Source organism: Klebsiella sp. PCX, assembly GCF_021869705.1.
In the GTDB taxonomy this organism is placed as follows: domain Bacteria; phylum Pseudomonadota; class Gammaproteobacteria; order Enterobacterales; family Enterobacteriaceae; genus Klebsiella; species Klebsiella quasipneumoniae.
Map to the genome: position 1 here is coordinate 209,078 of NZ_CP091527.1, position 18,798 is coordinate 227,875.

Genomic DNA, 18,798 nt, shown 5'->3' on the forward strand with positions numbered 1-18,798 from the left:
CTCAAAGTGACATGGATTCTTAATGTCTTCGGACAATAAATGAATACCAAGTCTCAAGAGTGAACACGTAATTCATTACGAAGTTTAATTCTTTGAGCATCAAACTTAAATTGAAGAGTTTGATCATGGCTCAGATTGAACGCTGGCGGCAGGCCTAACACATGCAAGTCGAGCGGTAGCACAGAGAGCTTGCTCTCGGGTGACGAGCGGCGGACGGGTGAGTAATGTCTGGGAAACTGCCTGATGGAGGGGGATAACTACTGGAAACGGTAGCTAATACCGCATAACGTCGCAAGACCAAAGTGGGGGACCTTCGGGCCTCATGCCATCAGATGTGCCCAGATGGGATTAGCTAGTAGGTGGGGTAACGGCTCACCTAGGCGACGATCCCTAGCTGGTCTGAGAGGATGACCAGCCACACTGGAACTGAGACACGGTCCAGACTCCTACGGGAGGCAGCAGTGGGGAATATTGCACAATGGGCGCAAGCCTGATGCAGCCATGCCGCGTGTATGAAGAAGGCCTTCGGGTTGTAAAGTACTTTCAGCGGGGAGGAAGGCGATAAGGTTAATAACCTTGTCGATTGACGTTACCCGCAGAAGAAGCACCGGCTAACTCCGTGCCAGCAGCCGCGGTAATACGGAGGGTGCAAGCGTTAATCGGAATTACTGGGCGTAAAGCGCACGCAGGCGGTCTGTCAAGTCGGATGTGAAATCCCCGGGCTCAACCTGGGAACTGCATTCGAAACTGGCAGGCTAGAGTCTTGTAGAGGGGGGTAGAATTCCAGGTGTAGCGGTGAAATGCGTAGAGATCTGGAGGAATACCGGTGGCGAAGGCGGCCCCCTGGACAAAGACTGACGCTCAGGTGCGAAAGCGTGGGGAGCAAACAGGATTAGATACCCTGGTAGTCCACGCCGTAAACGATGTCGATTTGGAGGTTGTGCCCTTGAGGCGTGGCTTCCGGAGCTAACGCGTTAAATCGACCGCCTGGGGAGTACGGCCGCAAGGTTAAAACTCAAATGAATTGACGGGGGCCCGCACAAGCGGTGGAGCATGTGGTTTAATTCGATGCAACGCGAAGAACCTTACCTGGTCTTGACATCCACAGAACTTGCCAGAGATGGCTTGGTGCCTTCGGGAACTGTGAGACAGGTGCTGCATGGCTGTCGTCAGCTCGTGTTGTGAAATGTTGGGTTAAGTCCCGCAACGAGCGCAACCCTTATCCTTTGTTGCCAGCGGTCCGGCCGGGAACTCAAAGGAGACTGCCAGTGATAAACTGGAGGAAGGTGGGGATGACGTCAAGTCATCATGGCCCTTACGACCAGGGCTACACACGTGCTACAATGGCATATACAAAGAGAAGCGACCTCGCGAGAGCAAGCGGACCTCATAAAGTATGTCGTAGTCCGGATTGGAGTCTGCAACTCGACTCCATGAAGTCGGAATCGCTAGTAATCGTAGATCAGAATGCTACGGTGAATACGTTCCCGGGCCTTGTACACACCGCCCGTCACACCATGGGAGTGGGTTGCAAAAGAAGTAGGTAGCTTAACCTTCGGGAGGGCGCTTACCACTTTGTGATTCATGACTGGGGTGAAGTCGTAACAAGGTAACCGTAGGGGAACCTGCGGTTGGATCACCTCCTTACCTTAAAGAACCTGCCTTTGCAGTGCTCACACAGATTGTCTGATGAAATAGAGCAGTAAATAATCTCTGCAGGCTTGTAGCTCAGGTGGTTAGAGCGCACCCCTGATAAGGGTGAGGTCGGTGGTTCAAGTCCACTCAGGCCTACCAAATTTTCCCTGAATACTGCGTTGTGGCAAAGCTCGCATACTTCAGTATGCTTCGCTTCACCACGCCTTGTCTCAGGAAAAATTACCGGTACAGAGATAACACCGATGGGGCTATAGCTCAGCTGGGAGAGCGCCTGCTTTGCACGCAGGAGGTCTGCGGTTCGATCCCGCATAGCTCCACCATCTTTACTGCGAACACAAGAAAACTTCAGAGTGAACCTGAAAAGGTGCACTGCGAAGTTTTGCTCTTTAAAAATCTGGATCAAGCTGAAAATTGAAACGACACACAGTTAATGTGTGTTTGAGTCTCTCAAATTTTCGCGACACGATGATGTTTTACGAAACATCTTCGGGTTGTGAGGTTAAGCGACTAAGCGTACACGGTGGATGCCCTGGCAGTCAGAGGCGATGAAGGACGTGCTAATCTGCGATAAGCGCCGGTAAGGTGATATGAACCGTTATAACCGGCGATTTCCGAATGGGGAAACCCAGTGTGATTCGTCACACTATCATTACGTGAATACATAGCGTAATGAAGCGAACCGGGGGAACTGAAACATCTAAGTACCCCGAGGAAAAGAAATCAACCGAGATTCCCCCAGTAGCGGCGAGCGAACGGGGAGCAGCCCAGAGTCTGAATCAGCATGTGTGTTAGTGGAACGGTCTGGAAAGTCCGACGGTACAGGGTGATAGTCCCGTACACAAAAATGCACATGTTGTGAACTCGAAGAGTAGGGCGGGACACGTGGTATCCTGTCTGAATATGGGGGGACCATCCTCCAAGGCTAAATACTCCTGACTGACCGATAGTGAACCAGTACCGTGAGGGAAAGGCGAAAAGAACCCCGGCGAGGGGAGTGAAAAAGAACCTGAAACCGTGTACGTACAAGCAGTGGGAGCACCTTTATGGTGTGACTGCGTACCTTTTGTATAATGGGTCAGCGACTTATATTCTGTAGCAAGGTTAACCGTATAGGGGAGCCGCAGGGAAACCGAGTCTTAACTGGGCGTTAAGTTGCAGGGTATAGACCCGAAACCCGGTGATCTAGCCATGGGCAGGTTGAAGGTTGGGTAACACTAACTGGAGGACCGAACCGACTAATGTTGAAAAATTAGCGGATGACTTGTGGCTGGGGGTGAAAGGCCAATCAAACCGGGAGATAGCTGGTTCTCCCCGAAAGCTATTTAGGTAGCGCCTCGTGAACTCATCTTCGGGGGTAGAGCACTGTTTCGGCTAGGGGGTCATCCCGACTTACCAACCCGATGCAAACTACGAATACCGAAGAATGTTATCACGGGAGACACACGGCGGGTGCTAACGTCCGTCGTGAAGAGGGAAACAACCCAGACCGCCAGCTAAGGTCCCAAAGTCATGGTTAAGTGGGAAACGATGTGGGAAGGCACAGACAGCCAGGATGTTGGCTTAGAAGCAGCCATCATTTAAAGAAAGCGTAATAGCTCACTGGTCGAGTCGGCCTGCGCGGAAGATGTAACGGGGCTAAACCATGCACCGAAGCTGCGGCAGCGACACTATGTGTTGTTGGGTAGGGGAGCGTTCTGTAAGCCTGCGAAGGTGACCTGTGAGGGTTGCTGGAGGTATCAGAAGTGCGAATGCTGACATAAGTAACGATAAAGCGGGTGAAAAGCCCGCTCGCCGGAAGACCAAGGGTTCCTGTCCAACGTTAATCGGGGCAGGGTGAGTCGACCCCTAAGGCGAGGCCGAAAGGCGTAGTCGATGGGAAACAGGTTAATATTCCTGTACTTGGTGTTACTGCGAAGGGGGGACGGAGAAGGCTATGTTAGCCGGGCGACGGTTGTCCCGGTTTAAGCATGTAGGCTGGTTATCCAGGCAAATCCGGATAATCAAGGCTGAGGTGTGATGACGAGGCACTACGGTGCTGAAGTAACAAATGCCCTGCTTCCAGGAAAAGCCTCTAAGCATCAGGTAACACGAAATCGTACCCCAAACCGACACAGGTGGTCAGGTAGAGAATACCAAGGCGCTTGAGAGAACTCGGGTGAAGGAACTAGGCAAAATGGTGCCGTAACTTCGGGAGAAGGCACGCTGGTGTGTAGGTGAAGCCCCTGCGGGTGGAGCTGAGACCAGTCGAAGATACCAGCTGGCTGCAACTGTTTATTAAAAACACAGCACTGTGCAAACACGAAAGTGGACGTATACGGTGTGACGCCTGCCCGGTGCCGGAAGGTTAATTGATGGGGTTATCCGTAAGGAGAAGCTCTTGATCGAAGCCCCGGTAAACGGCGGCCGTAACTATAACGGTCCTAAGGTAGCGAAATTCCTTGTCGGGTAAGTTCCGACCTGCACGAATGGCGTAATGATGGCCAGGCTGTCTCCACCCGAGACTCAGTGAAATTGAACTCGCTGTGAAGATGCAGTGTACCCGCGGCAAGACGGAAAGACCCCGTGAACCTTTACTATAGCTTGACACTGAACACTGGTCCTTGATGTGTAGGATAGGTGGGAGGCTTTGAAGTGTGGACGCCAGTCTGCATGGAGCCATCCTTGAAATACCACCCTTTAATGGCTGGTGTTCTAACGTGGGCCCGTAATCCGGGTTGCGGACAGTGTCTGGTGGGTAGTTTGACTGGGGCGGTCTCCTCCCAAAGAGTAACGGAGGAGCACGAAGGTTAGCTAATCCTGGTCGGACATCAGGAGGTTAGTGCAAAGGCATAAGCTAGCTTGACTGCGAGAGTGACGGCTCGAGCAGGTGCGAAAGCAGGTCTTAGTGATCCGGTGGTTCTGAATGGAAGGGCCATCGCTCAACGGATAAAAGGTACTCCGGGGATAACAGGCTGATACCGCCCAAGAGTTCATATCGACGGCGGTGTTTGGCACCTCGATGTCGGCTCATCACATCCTGGGGCTGAAGTAGGTCCCAAGGGTATGGCTGTTCGCCATTTAAAGTGGTACGCGAGCTGGGTTTAGAACGTCGTGAGACAGTTCGGTCCCTATCTGCCGTGGGCGCTGGAGAATTGAGGGGGGCTGCTCCTAGTACGAGAGGACCGGAGTGGACGCATCAATGGAGTTCGGGTTGTCATGCCAATGGCACTGCCCGGTAGCTAAATGCGGAAGAGATAAGTGCTGAAAGCATCTAAGCACGAAACTTGCCCCGAGATGAGTTCTCCCTGAGACTTTAAGTCTCCTGAAGGAACGTTGAAGACGACGACGTTGATAGGCCGGGTGTGTAAGCGCAGCGATGCGTTGAGCTAACCGGTACTAATGAACCGTGAGGCTTAACCTTACAACGCCGAAGATGTTTTGGCGGTTTGAGAAGATTTTCAGCTGATACAGATTAGTCGATGCGTCCGCAGGACGTGTTGATAAAACAGAATTTGCCTGGCGGCACTAGCGCGGTGGTCCCACCTGACCCCATGCCGAACTCAGAAGTGAAACGCCGTAGCGCCGATGGTAGTGTGGGGTCTCCCCATGTGAGAGTAGGGAACTGCCAGGCATCAAATAAAGCAGAAAGCTCAGTCGGAAGGCTGAGCTTTTTTGCTTTTGTGTCATCCGGCGAGAATGCCGGCATGCCTCCCCGGTGGCGCTGCGCTTACCTGGGCCAGGGGCCTTGCGGGTTCTGTAGCCCGGCGCGGTACACCTCTCACCACTGGTAACGCTCCGCAATATTATTGCCTCTGTAATCAGGCAAGCCTTCCCCCGCCAGATACGGTAAACTAACGCCGATTTTGCATCAGGAAGCCACTATGAACCACTCCCTCAAACCCTGGAATACCTTTGGCATTGAGCGATCCGCCAATACGATAGTACGCGCCGAAACTGAGCAACAGTTGCTAAGCGCCTGGCAAACCGCTGCCGCGGCTGGCGAACCCACGCTAATCCTTGGGGAAGGCAGTAACGTCCTGTTTCTGAACGACTATGCCGGTACGGTGATCCTCAACCGGATTATGGGGATCGAGGTGAGCGAAACCCCGGATGCCTGGCGCTTGCACGTCGGTGCCGGCGAAAACTGGCATCAACTAGTACAGTTCACGCTACAGCATGCGATGCCTGGTCTGGAAAATCTGGCATTAATCCCTGGCTGCGCAGGATCGTCGCCGATCCAGAATATTGGCGCCTACGGCGTCGAATTGCAGCGGGTCTGCGAATATGTTGACTGCATCGAGCTGGAAACGGGACGTAAACAACGCCTTTCCGCAGCGGAATGCCGTTTCGGCTATCGCGACAGCATCTTTAAACATGAATATCAGGACTGCTACGCCATCGTCGCGATTGGCTTATCGTTAGCGAAAGCGTGGCGACCTGTGCTGAGCTACGGTGATTTAACACGTCTCGATCCGCAGACAGTCACCCCGCAGCAGGTATTCGATGCGGTCTGCCATATGCGAATGACTAAATTGCCGGATCCAAAGATTAACGGTAATGCTGGCAGCTTTTTTAAGAACCCGATCGTCAGCGCTCAGGTTGCTGAAGCGCTGCTGGCGCAGTTCCCTCATGCACCGCACTATCCGCAGGCAAACGGCAGCGTCAAGCTGGCCGCTGGCTGGCTAATCGATCAATGTCAGCTCAAAGGAAAACGCATCGGCGGCGCGGCCGTGCATCGACAGCAGGCGCTGGTACTGATTAATGAAGATCAAGCGACCAGCGAGGATGTGATAAAGCTAGCCCATTACGTTCGCCAGCAAGTGGGGGCAAAATTCAATGTATGGCTTCAGCCCGAGGTGCGCTTCATTGGAACGCATGGTGAAGTCAACGCAGAGGAGAGCATTGCGTGAAAGACCATACTATCCCTTTAACGCTAATTTCTATCCTTGCTGATGGTGAGTTTCACTCAGGTGAACAGCTTGGCGAGCAGTTAGGCATGAGCCGGGCGGCGATTAATAAGCATATCCAGACGTTACGCGACTGGGGCGTCGATGTGTTTACCGTGCCGGGCAAGGGGTACAGCCTGCCAGAGCCCATTCATCTGTTGGATGAGAAAAAGATCTCCCAACAGATAGAGCACGGTCGAGTGACTGTCCTTCCGGTAATCGACTCCACTAACCAGTATTTGCTGGACAGACTGGATGAGCTGACGTCCGGCGATGCCTGCGTAGCTGAATATCAGCAGGCAGGGCGAGGCCGGCGAGGCAGAAAATGGTTTTCCCCCTTTGGTGCGAATCTCTATCTCTCGATGTACTGGCGTCTGGAGCAGGGCCCGGCAGCGGCGATTGGCCTAAGCCTGGTGATTGGTATTGTGATCGCTGAAGTGCTGCAGCAACTCGGGGCCGAACAGGTTCGCGTGAAATGGCCAAACGATATTTACCTGCAGGATCGTAAGCTGTCAGGGATCCTCGTGGAGCTGACGGGGAAAACGGGCGATGCCGCACAAATCGTCAGCGGCGCGGGTATCAACCTTGTGATGCGTCGTGTGGAGTCTGATGTCGTCAATCAGGGTTGGATCAGTCTTCAGGAAGCGGGGGTGGTCATCGACCGTAATCTCCTCGCCGCGCGCCTGATTAAAGAGCTGCGCCTGGGACTGGAGCTGTTCGAGCAGGAAGGGTTGGCTCCTTATCTGCCGCGCTGGGAAAAACTGGATAACTTTATTCATCGTCCGGTAAAACTGATTATCGGTGATAAAGAAATTTATGGCATTTCCCGCGGCATTGACGCCCAGGGTGCGCTATTGCTGGAGCAGGATGGTGTGATAAAAGCCTGGGTTGGTGGGGAAATATCATTGCGCAGCGCAGAATAAAAAAGGGAGCTCCGGCTCCCTTTGCTTTATTTACGTAAGCGTACCTGATTAACAGAATGATTGGCGCTCTTGGTCATAATCAGGCTGGCGCGCTCGCGAGTTGGAAGGATGTTTTCCTTGAGATTCATTAGGTTAATCTCATTCCAAAGCGAGGTGGCAATTTCGACCGCTTCTTCCTTCGACAGCTTGGCGTAATTATGGAAATAAGAATCCGGGTCGGTAAATGCCCCTTCCCGGAATTTAAGAAAGCGGTTGATATACCAGCTTTTCAATAATTCTTCCGGGGCATCGACATAAATAGAAAAGTCGACAAAATCCGATACGAATACATGATGCGGATCGTGTGGATAATCCATCCCACTTTGCAGAACATTCAGTCCTTCAAGAATGAGAATATCCGGTTGAGCGACGGTTTTATCGCCATCGGGAATAACATCATAAATTAGATGGGAATAAACCGGTGCAGTTGCCTGTGGTACCCCTGATTTGAGATCGGAGACAAACTTCACCAGCCGATGCATATCATAGGACTGCGGAAAGCCTTTTTTCTTCATTAACCCACGTTCTTTCAAAACTGAGTTAGGGTGCAAAAATCCGTCAGTGGTAATGAGTTCGACATGGCGATGCTCCGGCCAACGGCTCAGCAAGGCCTGCAGTACACGGGCGGTGGTGCTTTTTCCTACCGCCACGCTGCCAGCGATACTGATAATATAGGGAATTCGCTGACCGTTGGTGCCAAGAAATTGTTCGAGAACAGCCTGACGACGCAGGTTAGAACTGATATAGAAGTTGAGCAAACGCGACAGCGGCAAATAGATCTCAGCAACCTCTTCCAGAGAGAGATCTTCGTTGATGCCTTTTAACCGCGTGATTTCTTCCTCGGTTAACGTCATCGGGACAGAATCACGAAGTGCAGCCCATTGGTGGCGGTTAAATTGTAGGTACGGTGTCATTAACGTCTGCTCTTTTTGGCTCATAAGCATGTTCTTACCATCACCGAATACGTTGAAACGGCGATGCTTCACACGAGTTAATCAGGACAATGGGCAGGAGGGTAACACCAGATTGCCGGGAATAATAAGAAAAAAACTCATTGAATGCCGCTTTCTCGCGCCAGCGTCACAAGAGAGGAATAAGTTTCTTATGCTTTGCAAAGCATGGCCTTTGCTAACAGGATGGTACTAACGGCCTGCTGCCTTTCAGTTTACGGTCAGCATACGTTCCTGGTAAACGTGGCTGACCGAAACCGCGCCTGATGGGCCCGTTTGTTGGCGATTATTTGCACTCCTTTGTTTGAAATTACACCGTTTTTTCGCGTAAGAGCACAAAATGTGAGCAAGAGAACGTTTTATGCAAATTTTTAGTTGCATGAACTCGCTCCTCTCCCTAGAATGCGCGCTACTTGATGCCGACTTAGCTCAGTAGGTAGAGCAACTGACTTGTAATCAGTAGGTCACCAGTTCGATTCCGGTAGTCGGCACCATAACAATTTGGGTGGGGTTCCCGAGCGGCCAAAGGGAGCAGACTGTAAATCTGCCGTCATCGACTTCGAAGGTTCGAATCCTTCCCCCACCACCACTTTCTGGCGACGCTTTGCGTAGCCGGAGTTGGTTGGGTAAACTAATCAGCTCAATACTAAAGAGAGCAGTCTTTTTAGTATTACAGAAAGAACTGGGTAGCCGAGTTTCAGGATGCGGGCATCGTATAATGGCTATTACCTCAGCCTTCCAAGCTGATGATGCGGGTTCGATTCCCGCTGCCCGCTCCAGACGTGCTGATATGGCTCAGTTGGTAGAGCGCACCCTTGGTAAGGGTGAGGTCCCCAGTTCGACTCTGGGTATCAGCACCACTTCTTTTCTCTCCTTCCCTGTTTCTCTTCTGTTATGTTCATTCAACAAGTCGGGCATGTTGCCTGGTTGATGTGGTGATATCACCGATTTATCCGTGTCTTAGAGGGACAATCGATGTCTAAAGAAAAGTTTGAACGTACAAAACCGCACGTTAACGTCGGTACTATCGGCCACGTTGACCATGGTAAAACAACGCTGACCGCTGCCATCACTACCGTACTGGCTAAAACCTACGGTGGTTCCGCTCGCGCATTCGACCAGATCGATAACGCGCCGGAAGAAAAAGCTCGTGGTATCACCATCAACACCTCTCACGTTGAATATGACACCCCGACTCGTCACTACGCGCACGTAGACTGCCCGGGCCACGCCGACTATGTTAAAAACATGATCACCGGTGCTGCGCAGATGGACGGCGCGATCCTGGTTGTTGCTGCGACTGACGGCCCGATGCCGCAGACTCGTGAGCACATTCTGCTGGGTCGTCAGGTAGGCGTTCCGTACATCATCGTGTTCCTGAACAAATGCGACATGGTTGATGACGAAGAGCTGCTGGAACTGGTTGAGATGGAAGTTCGTGAACTGCTGTCTCAGTACGATTTCCCAGGCGACGACACCCCGATCGTTCGTGGTTCTGCTCTTAAAGCGCTGGAAGGCGACGCAGAGTGGGAAGCGAAAATCATCGAACTGGCTGGCCACCTGGATACCTATATCCCGGAACCAGAGCGTGCGATTGACAAGCCGTTCCTGCTGCCGATCGAAGACGTATTCTCCATCTCCGGTCGTGGTACCGTTGTTACCGGTCGTGTAGAGCGCGGTATCATCAAAGTGGGTGAAGAAGTTGAAATTGTTGGTATCAAAGAAACCGCGAAAACCACCTGTACTGGCGTTGAAATGTTCCGCAAACTGCTGGACGAAGGCCGTGCTGGTGAGAACGTAGGTGTTCTGCTGCGTGGTATCAAACGTGAAGAAATCGAACGTGGTCAGGTACTGGCTAAGCCGGGCACCATCAACCCGCACACCAAGTTCGAATCTGAAGTGTACATTCTGTCCAAAGACGAAGGTGGCCGTCATACTCCGTTCTTCAAAGGCTACCGTCCGCAGTTCTACTTCCGTACAACTGACGTGACTGGCACCATCGAACTGCCGGAAGGCGTAGAGATGGTAATGCCGGGCGACAACATCAAAATGGTTGTTACCCTGATCCACCCGATCGCGATGGACGATGGTCTGCGTTTCGCAATCCGTGAAGGCGGTCGTACCGTTGGCGCGGGCGTGGTTGCTAAAGTTCTCGGCTAATCGCTGATAACATTTGACGCAATGCGCAATAAAAGGGCATCATTTGATGCCCTTTTTGCACGCTTTCACACCAGAACCTGGCTCATCAGTGATTTTATTTGTCATAATCATTGCTGAGACAGGCTCTGAAGAGGGCGTTTATACACCAAACCATTCGAGCGATAGTGCGACGGCAATCAGCATCCTCCTTTGCGTTAGCAGGGCAGGGGCGACAGAGCCGTCAGCGTTGAAGCAATTTGAATAGTTAAGTGTATAATCCGAAACTTAATTTCGGTTTGGATCGCCTCGCCCCCGCGGGGTGAAATTGTTTGTAGAATACTTCTGACAGGTTGGTTTATGAGTGCGAATACCGAAGCTCAAGGGAGCGGGCGCGGCCTGGAAGCGATGAAGTGGATTATCGTTGCCGTGCTGCTGATCGTGGCGATCGTGGGCAACTTCCTTTATCGCGACATTATGCTGGCGGTGCGTGCGCTGGCCGTGGTTATTCTTATTGCTGCTGCCGGTGGCGTCGCGCTGTTGACGACGAAAGGTAAGGCGACCGTTGCTTTTGCTCGCGAAGCGAGAACCGAAGTTCGTAAAGTGATTTGGCCGACTCGCCAGGAAACGCTGCATACTACGCTGATTGTTGCTGCTGTGACTGCAGTAATGTCACTGATCCTGTGGGGACTGGATGGTATTCTGGTTCGCCTGGTCTCCTTTATCACTGGCCTGAGGTTCTGAGATGTCTGAAGCTCCTAAAAAGCGCTGGTACGTCGTTCAGGCGTTTTCCGGTTTTGAAGGTCGCGTAGCCACGTCGCTGCGTGAACATATCAAATTACACAACATGGAAGAGTTATTTGGCGAAGTCATGGTCCCGACCGAAGAAGTGGTTGAGATCCGTGGCGGCCAGCGTCGCAAAAGCGAACGTAAATTCTTCCCAGGCTACGTTCTGGTCCAGATGGTCATGAACGACGCAAGCTGGCACCTGGTGCGCAGCGTGCCGCGCGTGATGGGCTTCATCGGCGGTACCTCTGACCGTCCGGCGCCGATCAGCGACAAAGAAGTCGACGCCATCATGAATCGTCTGCAGCAGGTTGGCGATAAGCCGCGTCCGAAAACGCTGTTTGAACCGGGCGAAATGGTTCGCGTTAACGACGGTCCGTTCGCTGACTTTAACGGTGTGGTTGAAGAAGTGGACTATGAGAAGTCCCGCCTGAAAGTTTCCGTTTCTATCTTCGGTCGTGCGACTCCGGTAGAACTGGACTTCAGCCAGGTTGAGAAGGCGTAAGCCGGCGATCAAAAAAGCAGCGATTTAATCGTTGCATAGGGCGCGAAATTGGCATACAATTTCGCGCCTTTTGTTTTTATGGGCCCGGCCCGTAAAACGATGTTTAATCACGGGGAGCTTCTCTGAAGCGTTAATACCCAATTTGAGGATTTAAGAATGGCTAAGAAAGTCCAAGCCTACGTCAAGCTGCAGGTTGCAGCTGGTATGGCGAACCCGAGCCCGCCGGTCGGCCCAGCACTGGGTCAGCAGGGCGTGAACATCATGGAATTCTGCAAAGCGTTCAACGCCAAAACTGATTCCCTGGAGAAAGGTCTGCCGATCCCGGTTGTTATCACCGTTTACGCTGACCGTTCCTTTACCTTTGTTACCAAGACTCCGCCGGCTGCTGTTCTGCTGAAGAAAGCTGCGGGCATCAAGTCTGGTTCCGGTAAGCCGAACAAAGATAAAGTGGGTAAAATCTCCCGCGCTCAGCTGCAGGAAATCGCGCAGACCAAAGCTGCCGACATGACTGGTGCCGACATTGAAGCGATGACTCGCTCCATCGAAGGTACTGCACGTTCCATGGGCCTGGTAGTGGAGGACTAAGAAATGGCTAAACTGACCAAGCGCATGCGCGTGATCCGTGAGAAAGTTGATGCAACTAAACAGTACGACATCAACGAAGCCATCGCTCTGCTGAAAGAGCTGGCCACCGCTAAATTTACCGAAAGCGTAGACGTTGCCGTTAACCTCGGCATCGACGCTCGTAAATCTGACCAGAACGTCCGTGGCGCAACTGTACTGCCGCACGGTACTGGCCGTTCCGTTCGCGTAGCCGTATTTACCCAGGGTGCAAACGCTGAAGCTGCTAAAGCTGCAGGCGCTGAGCTGGTAGGTATGGAAGATCTGGCTGAGCAGATCAAAAAAGGCGAAATGAACTTTGACGTTGTTATTGCTTCTCCGGATGCAATGCGCGTTGTTGGCCAGCTGGGCCAGGTTCTGGGTCCGCGTGGCCTGATGCCGAACCCGAAAGTGGGTACTGTAACTCCGAACGTTGCTGAAGCGGTTAAAAACGCGAAAGCAGGTCAGGTTCGTTACCGTAACGACAAAAACGGCATCATCCACACCACCATCGGTAAAGTGGACTTTGACGCTGACAAACTGAAAGAAAACCTGGAAGCTCTGCTGGTTGCGCTGAAAAAAGCAAAACCGACTCAGGCGAAAGGCGTGTACATCAAGAAAGTTAGCATCTCCACCACCATGGGTGCAGGTGTTGCAGTAGATCAGGCTGGCCTGAACGCTTCTGCAAACTAATGCCTTTACGTGGGCGGTGATTTTGTCTACAATCTTCGCCCACGTTTGCTAACTAAGGTTAGCAGGTAACCGAATTGTTCGTTGGAGTCTGGCCTATCCAGACCTCCGTCGAAGACCGCAGGTGTTTCGCAAGAAACTTAATGCCCTGCGTAGACGGTGACAGAACGCTAAGATTATTTTTGGATATTCTGGCTTGTTTCTGCTCACCGTATTTAGACGCTCTTTTCGTTGAATTGAGTGAAGTGAGTTCCAGAGCATAGGCTCTGGCAAACATCCAGGAGCAAAGCTAATGGCTTTAAATCTTCAAGACAAACAAGCGATTGTTGCTGAAGTCAGCGAAGTAGCCAAAGGCGCGCTGTCTGCAGTAGTTGCGGATTCCCGTGGCGTAACTGTAGATAAAATGACTGAACTGCGTAAAGCAGGTCGTGAAGCTGGCGTATACATGCGTGTTGTTCGTAACACCCTGCTGCGCCGCGTCGTAGAAGGTACTCAGTTCGAGTGCCTGAAAGACACGTTTGTTGGTCCGACCCTGATTGCATACTCTATGGAACACCCGGGCGCTGCTGCTCGTCTGTTCAAAGAGTTCGCGAAAGCGAATGCAAAATTTGAGGTCAAAGCCGCTGCCTTTGAAGGTGAGCTGATCCCGGCGTCGCAGATCGACCGCCTGGCAACTCTGCCGACCTACGAAGAAGCAATTGCACGCCTGATGGCAACCATGAAAGAAGCTTCGGCTGGCAAACTGGTTCGTACTCTGGCTGCTGTACGCGATGCGAAAGAAGCTGCTTAATCGCAGTTATCTTTGTAAAGCATTCGCTTACGTATAAACTTATTCTGATATTCAGGAACAATTTAAATGTCTATCACTAAAGATCAAATCATTGAAGCAGTATCCGCTATGTCCGTAATGGACGTTGTTGAGCTGATCTCTGCAATGGAAGAAAAATTCGGTGTTTCCGCTGCTGCTGCTGTAGCTGTAGCTGCTGGCCCGGTTGAAGCTGCTGAAGAAAAAACTGAATTCGACGTAATTCTGAAAGCTGCTGGCGCTAACAAAGTTGCTGTTATCAAAGCAGTACGTGGCGCGACTGGCCTGGGTCTGAAAGAAGCTAAAGACCTGGTAGAATCTGCTCCGGCTGCACTGAAAGAAGGCATCAGCAAAGACGACGCTGAAGCTCTGAAAAAATCTCTGGAAGAAGCTGGCGCTGAAGTTGAAGTTAAATAAGCCAACCCTTCCGGTTGCAGCCTGAGAAATCAGGCTGAGGCTGGTGACTTTTTGGTCACCAGCCTTTTTGCGCTGTAAGGCGCCAGTAGCGTTTCACGCTGTTTGACTACTGGTTTGCCTCTCAATGCTTGTTTCTATCGACGACTTAATATACTGCGACAGGTTAGGGTTCCTGGGCTGTGTAAATCGCAATGAAATGGTTTAAGCGTGATAGCAACAGGCATTGCGGAAAGTGTTCCATTTTCCGGTCAACAAAATAGTGTTGCATAAAAAACTGCCCTCTGCGGGCAGATGGGTCGACTTGTCAGCGAGCTGAGGAACCCTATGGTTTACTCCTATACCGAGAAAAAACGTATTCGTAAGGATTTTGGTAAACGTCCACAAGTTCTGGATGTGCCATATCTCCTTTCTATCCAGCTTGACTCGTTCCAGAAGTTTATCGAGCAAGATCCTGAAGGGCAGTATGGTCTGGAAGCTGCTTTCCGTTCCGTATTCCCAATTCAGAGCTACAGCGGTAATTCCGAGCTGCAATACGTCAGCTACCGTCTGGGCGAACCGGTTTTTGACGTTAAAGAATGTCAGATCCGTGGCGTGACTTACTCTGCACCGCTGCGCGTAAAACTGCGTCTGGTGATCTACGAGCGCGAAGCGCCGGAAGGCACCGTCAAAGACATTAAAGAACAAGAAGTCTACATGGGCGAAATCCCGCTCATGACCGACAACGGTACCTTTGTCATCAACGGTACCGAGCGTGTTATCGTTTCTCAGCTGCACCGTAGCCCGGGCGTCTTCTTTGACAGTGACAAAGGTAAGACTCACTCATCCGGTAAGGTTCTGTATAACGCACGCATCATCCCTTACCGTGGTTCCTGGCTGGACTTCGAATTCGACCCGAAAGACAACCTGTTCGTTCGTATCGACCGTCGTCGTAAGCTGCCGGCTACCATCATCCTGCGCGCGCTGAATTACACCACTGAGCAGATCCTTGACCTGTTCTTCGAAAAAGTGGTCTTTGAAATTCGCGACAACAAGCTGCAGATGGAGCTGATTCCGGAGCGTCTGCGCGGCGAAACCGCCTCCTTCGATATCGAAGCCAACGGCAAAGTGTACGTTGAGAAAGGCCGTCGCATCACGGCTCGTCATATCCGTCAGCTGGAAAAAGACGATATCAAGCATATCGAAGTGCCGGTTGAATATATCGCGGGCAAAGTGGCGGCTAAAGACTATATCGATGAAGCGACTGGCGAACTGATCTGCCCGGCGAACATGGAGCTGAGCCTGGATCTGCTGGCTAAGCTGAGCCAGTCTGGCCACAAGCGCATCGAAACGCTGTTCACTAACGATCTGGACCACGGTCCATACATCTCTGAAACGGTACGCGTCGACCCGACTAACGATCGTCTGAGCGCGCTGGTAGAAATCTACCGCATGATGCGCCCTGGCGAGCCGCCGACTCGTGAAGCCGCTGAAAGCCTGTTTGAGAACCTGTTCTTCTCCGAAGACCGCTACGATCTGTCCGCGGTTGGTCGTATGAAGTTCAACCGTTCTCTGCTGCGCGACGAAATCGAAGGTTCCGGTATCCTGAGCAAAGACGACATCATTGAAGTGATGAAGAAGCTCATCGATATCCGTAACGGTAAAGGCGAAGTGGACGATATCGACCACCTCGGTAACCGTCGTATCCGTTCCGTTGGCGAAATGGCGGAGAACCAGTTCCGCGTTGGCCTGGTACGTGTAGAGCGTGCGGTGAAAGAGCGTCTGTCTCTGGGCGATCTGGATACCCTGATGCCTCAGGATATGATCAACGCCAAGCCGATTTCCGCAGCAGTGAAAGAGTTCTTTGGTTCCAGCCAGCTGTCTCAGTTTATGGACCAGAACAACCCGCTGTCTGAGATCACGCACAAACGTCGTATCTCCGCACTCGGCCCAGGCGGTCTGACCCGTGAGCGCGCAGGCTTCGAAGTTCGAGACGTACACCCGACTCACTATGGTCGCGTATGTCCAATCGAAACGCCTGAAGGTCCGAACATCGGTCTGATCAACTCCCTGTCCGTGTACGCGCAGACCAACGAATATGGCTTCCTTGAGACGCCGTATCGTAAAGTGACCGACGGTGTGGTTACTGACGAAATTCACTACCTGTCTGCTATCGAAGAAGGCAACTACGTTATCGCTCAGGCGAACTCCAACCTGGATGAAAACGGCCACTTCGTAGAAGACCTGGTGACCTGCCGTAGCAAAGGCGAATCCAGCTTGTTCAGCCGTGACCAGGTTGACTACATGGACGTATCCACCCAGCAGGTGGTATCCGTCGGTGCGTCCCTGATCCCGTTCCTGGAACACGATGACGCCAACCGTGCATTGATGGGTGCAAACATGCAACGTCAGGCCGTTCCGACTCTGCGCGCTGATAAGCCGCTGGTTGGTACCGGTATGGAACGTGCTGTGGCCGTCGACTCCGGTGTTACTGCGGTGGCTAAACGTGGCGGTACTGTTCAGTACGTGGATGCCTCCCGTATCGTTATCAAAGTTAACGAAGACGAGATGTACCCGGGCGAAGCAGGTATCGACATCTATAACCTGACTAAGTACACCCGTTCTAACCAGAACACCTGCATCAACCAGATGCCTTGCGTGTCCCTGGGCGAACCTATTGAGCGCGGCGACGTGCTGGCCGACGGCCCGTCCACCGACCTCGGTGAGCTGGCGCTGGGTCAGAACATGCGCGTAGCGTTCATGCCGTGGAACGGCTACAACTTCGAAGACTCCATCCTCGTTTCCGAGCGTGTTGTCCAGGAAGACCGTTTCACCACTATCCACATTCAGGAACTGGCGTGCGTGTCCCGTGACACCAAGCTGGGGCCGGAAGAGATCACCGCTGACATCCCGAACGTGGGTGAAGCTGCGCTCTCCAAACTGGATGAGTCCGGTATCGTTTATATCGGTGCGGAAGTGACCGGCGGCGACATTCTGGTTGGTAAGGTTACGCCGAAAGGTGAAACCCAGCTGACGCCGGAAGAGAAACTGCTGCGTGCGATCTTCGGTGAGAAAGCGTCTGACGTTAAAGACTCCTCTCTGCGCGTACCGAACGGTGTCTCTGGTACCGTTATCGACGTTCAGGTCTTTACCCGTGACGGCGTAGAAAAAGACAAACGTGCGCTGGAAATCGAAGAGATGCAGCTGAAGCAGGCCAAAAAAGACCTGTCTGAAGAACTGCAGATCCTCGAAGCCGGTCTGTTCAGTCGTATCTACGCGGTGCTGGTCTCCGGTGGCGTTGAAGCTGAGAAGCTCGACAAACTGCCGCGCGATCGCTGGCTGGAACTGGGCCTGACCGACGAAGAGAAACAAAATCAGCTGGAACAGCTGGCTGAGCAGTACGACGAACTGAAACACGAGTTCGAGAAAAAACTCGAAGCGAAACGCCGCAAAATCACCCAAGGCGACGATCTGGCACCGGGCGTGCTGAAGATTGTTAAGGTATACCTGGCCGTTAAACGCCGTATCCAGCCTGGTGACAAGATGGCGGGTCGTCACGGTAACAAGGGTGTTATCTCTAAGATCAACCCGATCGAAGATATGCCGCACGATGCTAACGGTACGCCGGTAGATATCGTCCTCAACCCGCTGGGCGTACCGTCTCGTATGAACATCGGTCAGATCCTGGAAACTCACCTGGGTATGGCTGCGAAAGGCATCGGCGATAAGATCAACGCCATGCTGAAACAGCAGCAGGAAGTCGCGAAACTGCGCGAGTTCATCCAGCGTGCCTACGATCTGGGCGCTGACGTTCGTCAGAAAGTTGACCTGAATACCTTCAGCGATGAAGAAGTTCTGCGTCTGGCTGAAAACCTGCGTAAAGGTATGCCGATCGCAACGCCGGTGTTCGACGGTGCGAAAGAAGCGGAAATTAAAGCGCTGCTGCAGCTGGGCGACCTGCCGACTTCCGGTCAGATCACCCTGTTCGACGGCCGCACCGGTGAGCAGTTCGAGCGTCCGGTAACCGTGGGTTACATGTACATGCTGAAACTGAACCACCTGGTCGACGACAAAATGCACGCGCGTTCCACCGGTTCTTACAGCCTGGTTACTCAGCAGCCGCTGGGTGGTAAGGCGCAGTTCGGTGGTCAGCGCTTCGGTGAGATGGAAGTGTGGGCGCTGGAAGCATACGGCGCAGCTTACACCCTGCAGGAAATGCTCACCGTTAAGTCTGATGACGTGAACGGTCGTACTAAGATGTATAAAAACATCGTGGACGGCAATCACCAGATGGAACCGGGCATGCCGGAATCCTTCAACGTACTGTTGAAAGAAATTCGCTCGCTGGGCATCAACATCGAACTGGAAGACGAGTAATTCTCGCTCAAAC

At 52.4% G+C, this 18,798-nt stretch carries 11 protein-coding genes, 6 tRNA genes and 3 rRNA genes; 19 read left to right on the plus strand and 1 reads right to left on the minus strand.

The window, feature by feature from the left end:
* Positions 1–107 precede the first annotated feature (107 nt).
* The 7 genes from GQR96_RS00980 (at position 108) to birA (ending at position 7,504) form a co-directional block, all read left to right on the plus strand.
* A 16S ribosomal RNA gene (locus tag GQR96_RS00980) occupies positions 108–1,647 on the plus strand.
* A gap of 70 nt (positions 1,648–1,717) precedes the next feature.
* A tRNA-Ile gene (locus tag GQR96_RS00985) sits at positions 1,718–1,794 on the plus strand.
* 106 nt (positions 1,795–1,900) lie between these two features.
* Positions 1,901–1,976 (plus strand) — tRNA-Ala (locus tag GQR96_RS00990).
* A gap of 177 nt (positions 1,977–2,153) precedes the next feature.
* A 23S ribosomal RNA gene (locus tag GQR96_RS00995) occupies positions 2,154–5,056 on the plus strand.
* 94 nt (positions 5,057–5,150) lie between these two features.
* Positions 5,151–5,266 (plus strand): 5S ribosomal RNA (gene rrf / locus GQR96_RS01000).
* The 16S, 23S and 5S rRNA genes sit together here with 2 tRNA genes alongside, the layout of an rRNA operon.
* Positions 5,267–5,516: 250 nt before the next feature.
* A complete protein-coding gene (murB, locus tag GQR96_RS01005; protein WP_064178669.1) occupies positions 5,517–6,545 on the plus strand; it encodes a UDP-N-acetylmuramate dehydrogenase in 1,029 nt (342 codons plus the stop codon).
* Entirely contained in the window at positions 6,542–7,504 is a 963-nt protein-coding gene (gene birA / locus GQR96_RS01010; RefSeq protein ID WP_004206834.1) for a bifunctional biotin--[acetyl-CoA-carboxylase] ligase/biotin operon repressor BirA, read from the plus strand. The genes murB and birA overlap by 4 nt, the downstream gene beginning before the upstream one ends.
* A gap of 26 nt (positions 7,505–7,530) precedes the next feature.
* Here the strand turns inward: birA and coaA are convergent, their stop codons facing one another.
* On the minus strand, positions 7,531–8,481 hold the full coding sequence (coaA, locus tag GQR96_RS01015; RefSeq protein ID WP_004206833.1) for a type I pantothenate kinase: 951 nt from the start codon (positions 8,479–8,481) through the stop codon (positions 7,531–7,533).
* A gap of 430 nt (positions 8,482–8,911) precedes the next feature.
* Here coaA and GQR96_RS01020 point away from each other — a divergent pair.
* The 12 genes from GQR96_RS01020 (at position 8,912) to rpoB (ending at position 18,785) form a co-directional block, all read left to right on the plus strand.
* A tRNA-Thr gene (locus GQR96_RS01020) sits at positions 8,912–8,987 on the plus strand.
* Between the two features lie 10 nt (positions 8,988–8,997).
* Positions 8,998–9,082 (plus strand) — tRNA-Tyr (locus GQR96_RS01025).
* A 115-nt stretch (positions 9,083–9,197) separates the two neighbouring features.
* Positions 9,198–9,272, plus strand: a tRNA-Gly gene (locus GQR96_RS01030).
* Between the two features lie 5 nt (positions 9,273–9,277).
* Positions 9,278–9,353 (plus strand) — tRNA-Thr (locus GQR96_RS01035).
* A 115-nt stretch (positions 9,354–9,468) separates the two neighbouring features.
* The gene (gene tuf / locus GQR96_RS01040; protein WP_004174069.1) at positions 9,469–10,653 is read left to right on the plus strand and encodes an elongation factor Tu; all 1,185 of its coding nucleotides are present in this window, start codon (positions 9,469–9,471) and stop codon (positions 10,651–10,653) included.
* Positions 10,654–10,989: 336 nt separating this feature from the next.
* Positions 10,990–11,373 (plus strand): preprotein translocase subunit SecE, encoded by a 384-nt coding sequence (gene secE, locus GQR96_RS01045; protein ID WP_002883772.1) that lies wholly within the window; start codon positions 10,990–10,992, stop codon positions 11,371–11,373.
* Position 11,374: 1 nt separating this feature from the next.
* Positions 11,375–11,920, plus strand: coding sequence for a transcription termination/antitermination protein NusG (gene nusG, locus GQR96_RS01050; protein ID WP_001287521.1), 546 nt, complete (start codon positions 11,375–11,377; stop codon positions 11,918–11,920).
* A gap of 156 nt (positions 11,921–12,076) precedes the next feature.
* Positions 12,077–12,505, plus strand: coding sequence for a 50S ribosomal protein L11 (gene rplK / locus GQR96_RS01055; RefSeq protein ID WP_002884034.1), 429 nt, complete (start codon positions 12,077–12,079; stop codon positions 12,503–12,505).
* A gap of 3 nt (positions 12,506–12,508) precedes the next feature.
* Positions 12,509–13,213, plus strand: a complete 705-nt coding sequence (gene rplA, locus GQR96_RS01060; protein ID WP_002884036.1) for a 50S ribosomal protein L1 — start codon at positions 12,509–12,511, stop codon at positions 13,211–13,213.
* A gap of 289 nt (positions 13,214–13,502) precedes the next feature.
* Positions 13,503–14,000 carry a 50S ribosomal protein L10 gene (gene rplJ / locus GQR96_RS01065; protein ID WP_001207203.1) on the plus strand — a complete coding sequence of 166 codons (498 nt, stop codon included), beginning with the start codon at positions 13,503–13,505 and terminating at the stop codon, positions 13,998–14,000.
* A 66-nt stretch (positions 14,001–14,066) separates the two neighbouring features.
* Positions 14,067–14,432, plus strand: coding sequence for a 50S ribosomal protein L7/L12 (gene rplL / locus GQR96_RS01070; RefSeq protein WP_002884142.1), 366 nt, complete (start codon positions 14,067–14,069; stop codon positions 14,430–14,432).
* A 324-nt stretch (positions 14,433–14,756) separates the two neighbouring features.
* Positions 14,757–18,785, plus strand: a complete 4,029-nt coding sequence (gene rpoB / locus GQR96_RS01075; RefSeq protein WP_004206758.1) for a DNA-directed RNA polymerase subunit beta — start codon at positions 14,757–14,759, stop codon at positions 18,783–18,785.
* Positions 18,786–18,798: the final 13 nt, after the last annotated feature.

Bases quoted from the DNA above. Each gene is read 5' to 3' on its own strand.
- rplL (WP_002884142.1), top strand. From the start codon at position 14,067: ATGTCTATCACTAAAGATCAAATCATTGAAGCAGTATCCGCTATGTCC.
- secE (WP_002883772.1), top strand. From the start codon at position 10,990: ATGAGTGCGAATACCGAAGCTCAAGGGAGCGGGCGCGGCCTGGAAGCG.
- rpoB (WP_004206758.1), top strand. From the start codon at position 14,757: ATGGTTTACTCCTATACCGAGAAAAAACGTATTCGTAAGGATTTTGGT.
- rplJ (WP_001207203.1), top strand. From the start codon at position 13,503: ATGGCTTTAAATCTTCAAGACAAACAAGCGATTGTTGCTGAAGTCAGC.
- coaA (WP_004206833.1), bottom strand. From the start codon at position 8,481: ATGAGCCAAAAAGAGCAGACGTTAATGACACCGTACCTACAATTTAAC.
- murB (WP_064178669.1), top strand. From the start codon at position 5,517: ATGAACCACTCCCTCAAACCCTGGAATACCTTTGGCATTGAGCGATCC.
- nusG (WP_001287521.1), top strand. From the start codon at position 11,375: ATGTCTGAAGCTCCTAAAAAGCGCTGGTACGTCGTTCAGGCGTTTTCC.
- rplA (WP_002884036.1), top strand. From the start codon at position 12,509: ATGGCTAAACTGACCAAGCGCATGCGCGTGATCCGTGAGAAAGTTGAT.
- rplK (WP_002884034.1), top strand. From the start codon at position 12,077: ATGGCTAAGAAAGTCCAAGCCTACGTCAAGCTGCAGGTTGCAGCTGGT.
- tuf (WP_004174069.1), top strand. From the start codon at position 9,469: ATGTCTAAAGAAAAGTTTGAACGTACAAAACCGCACGTTAACGTCGGT.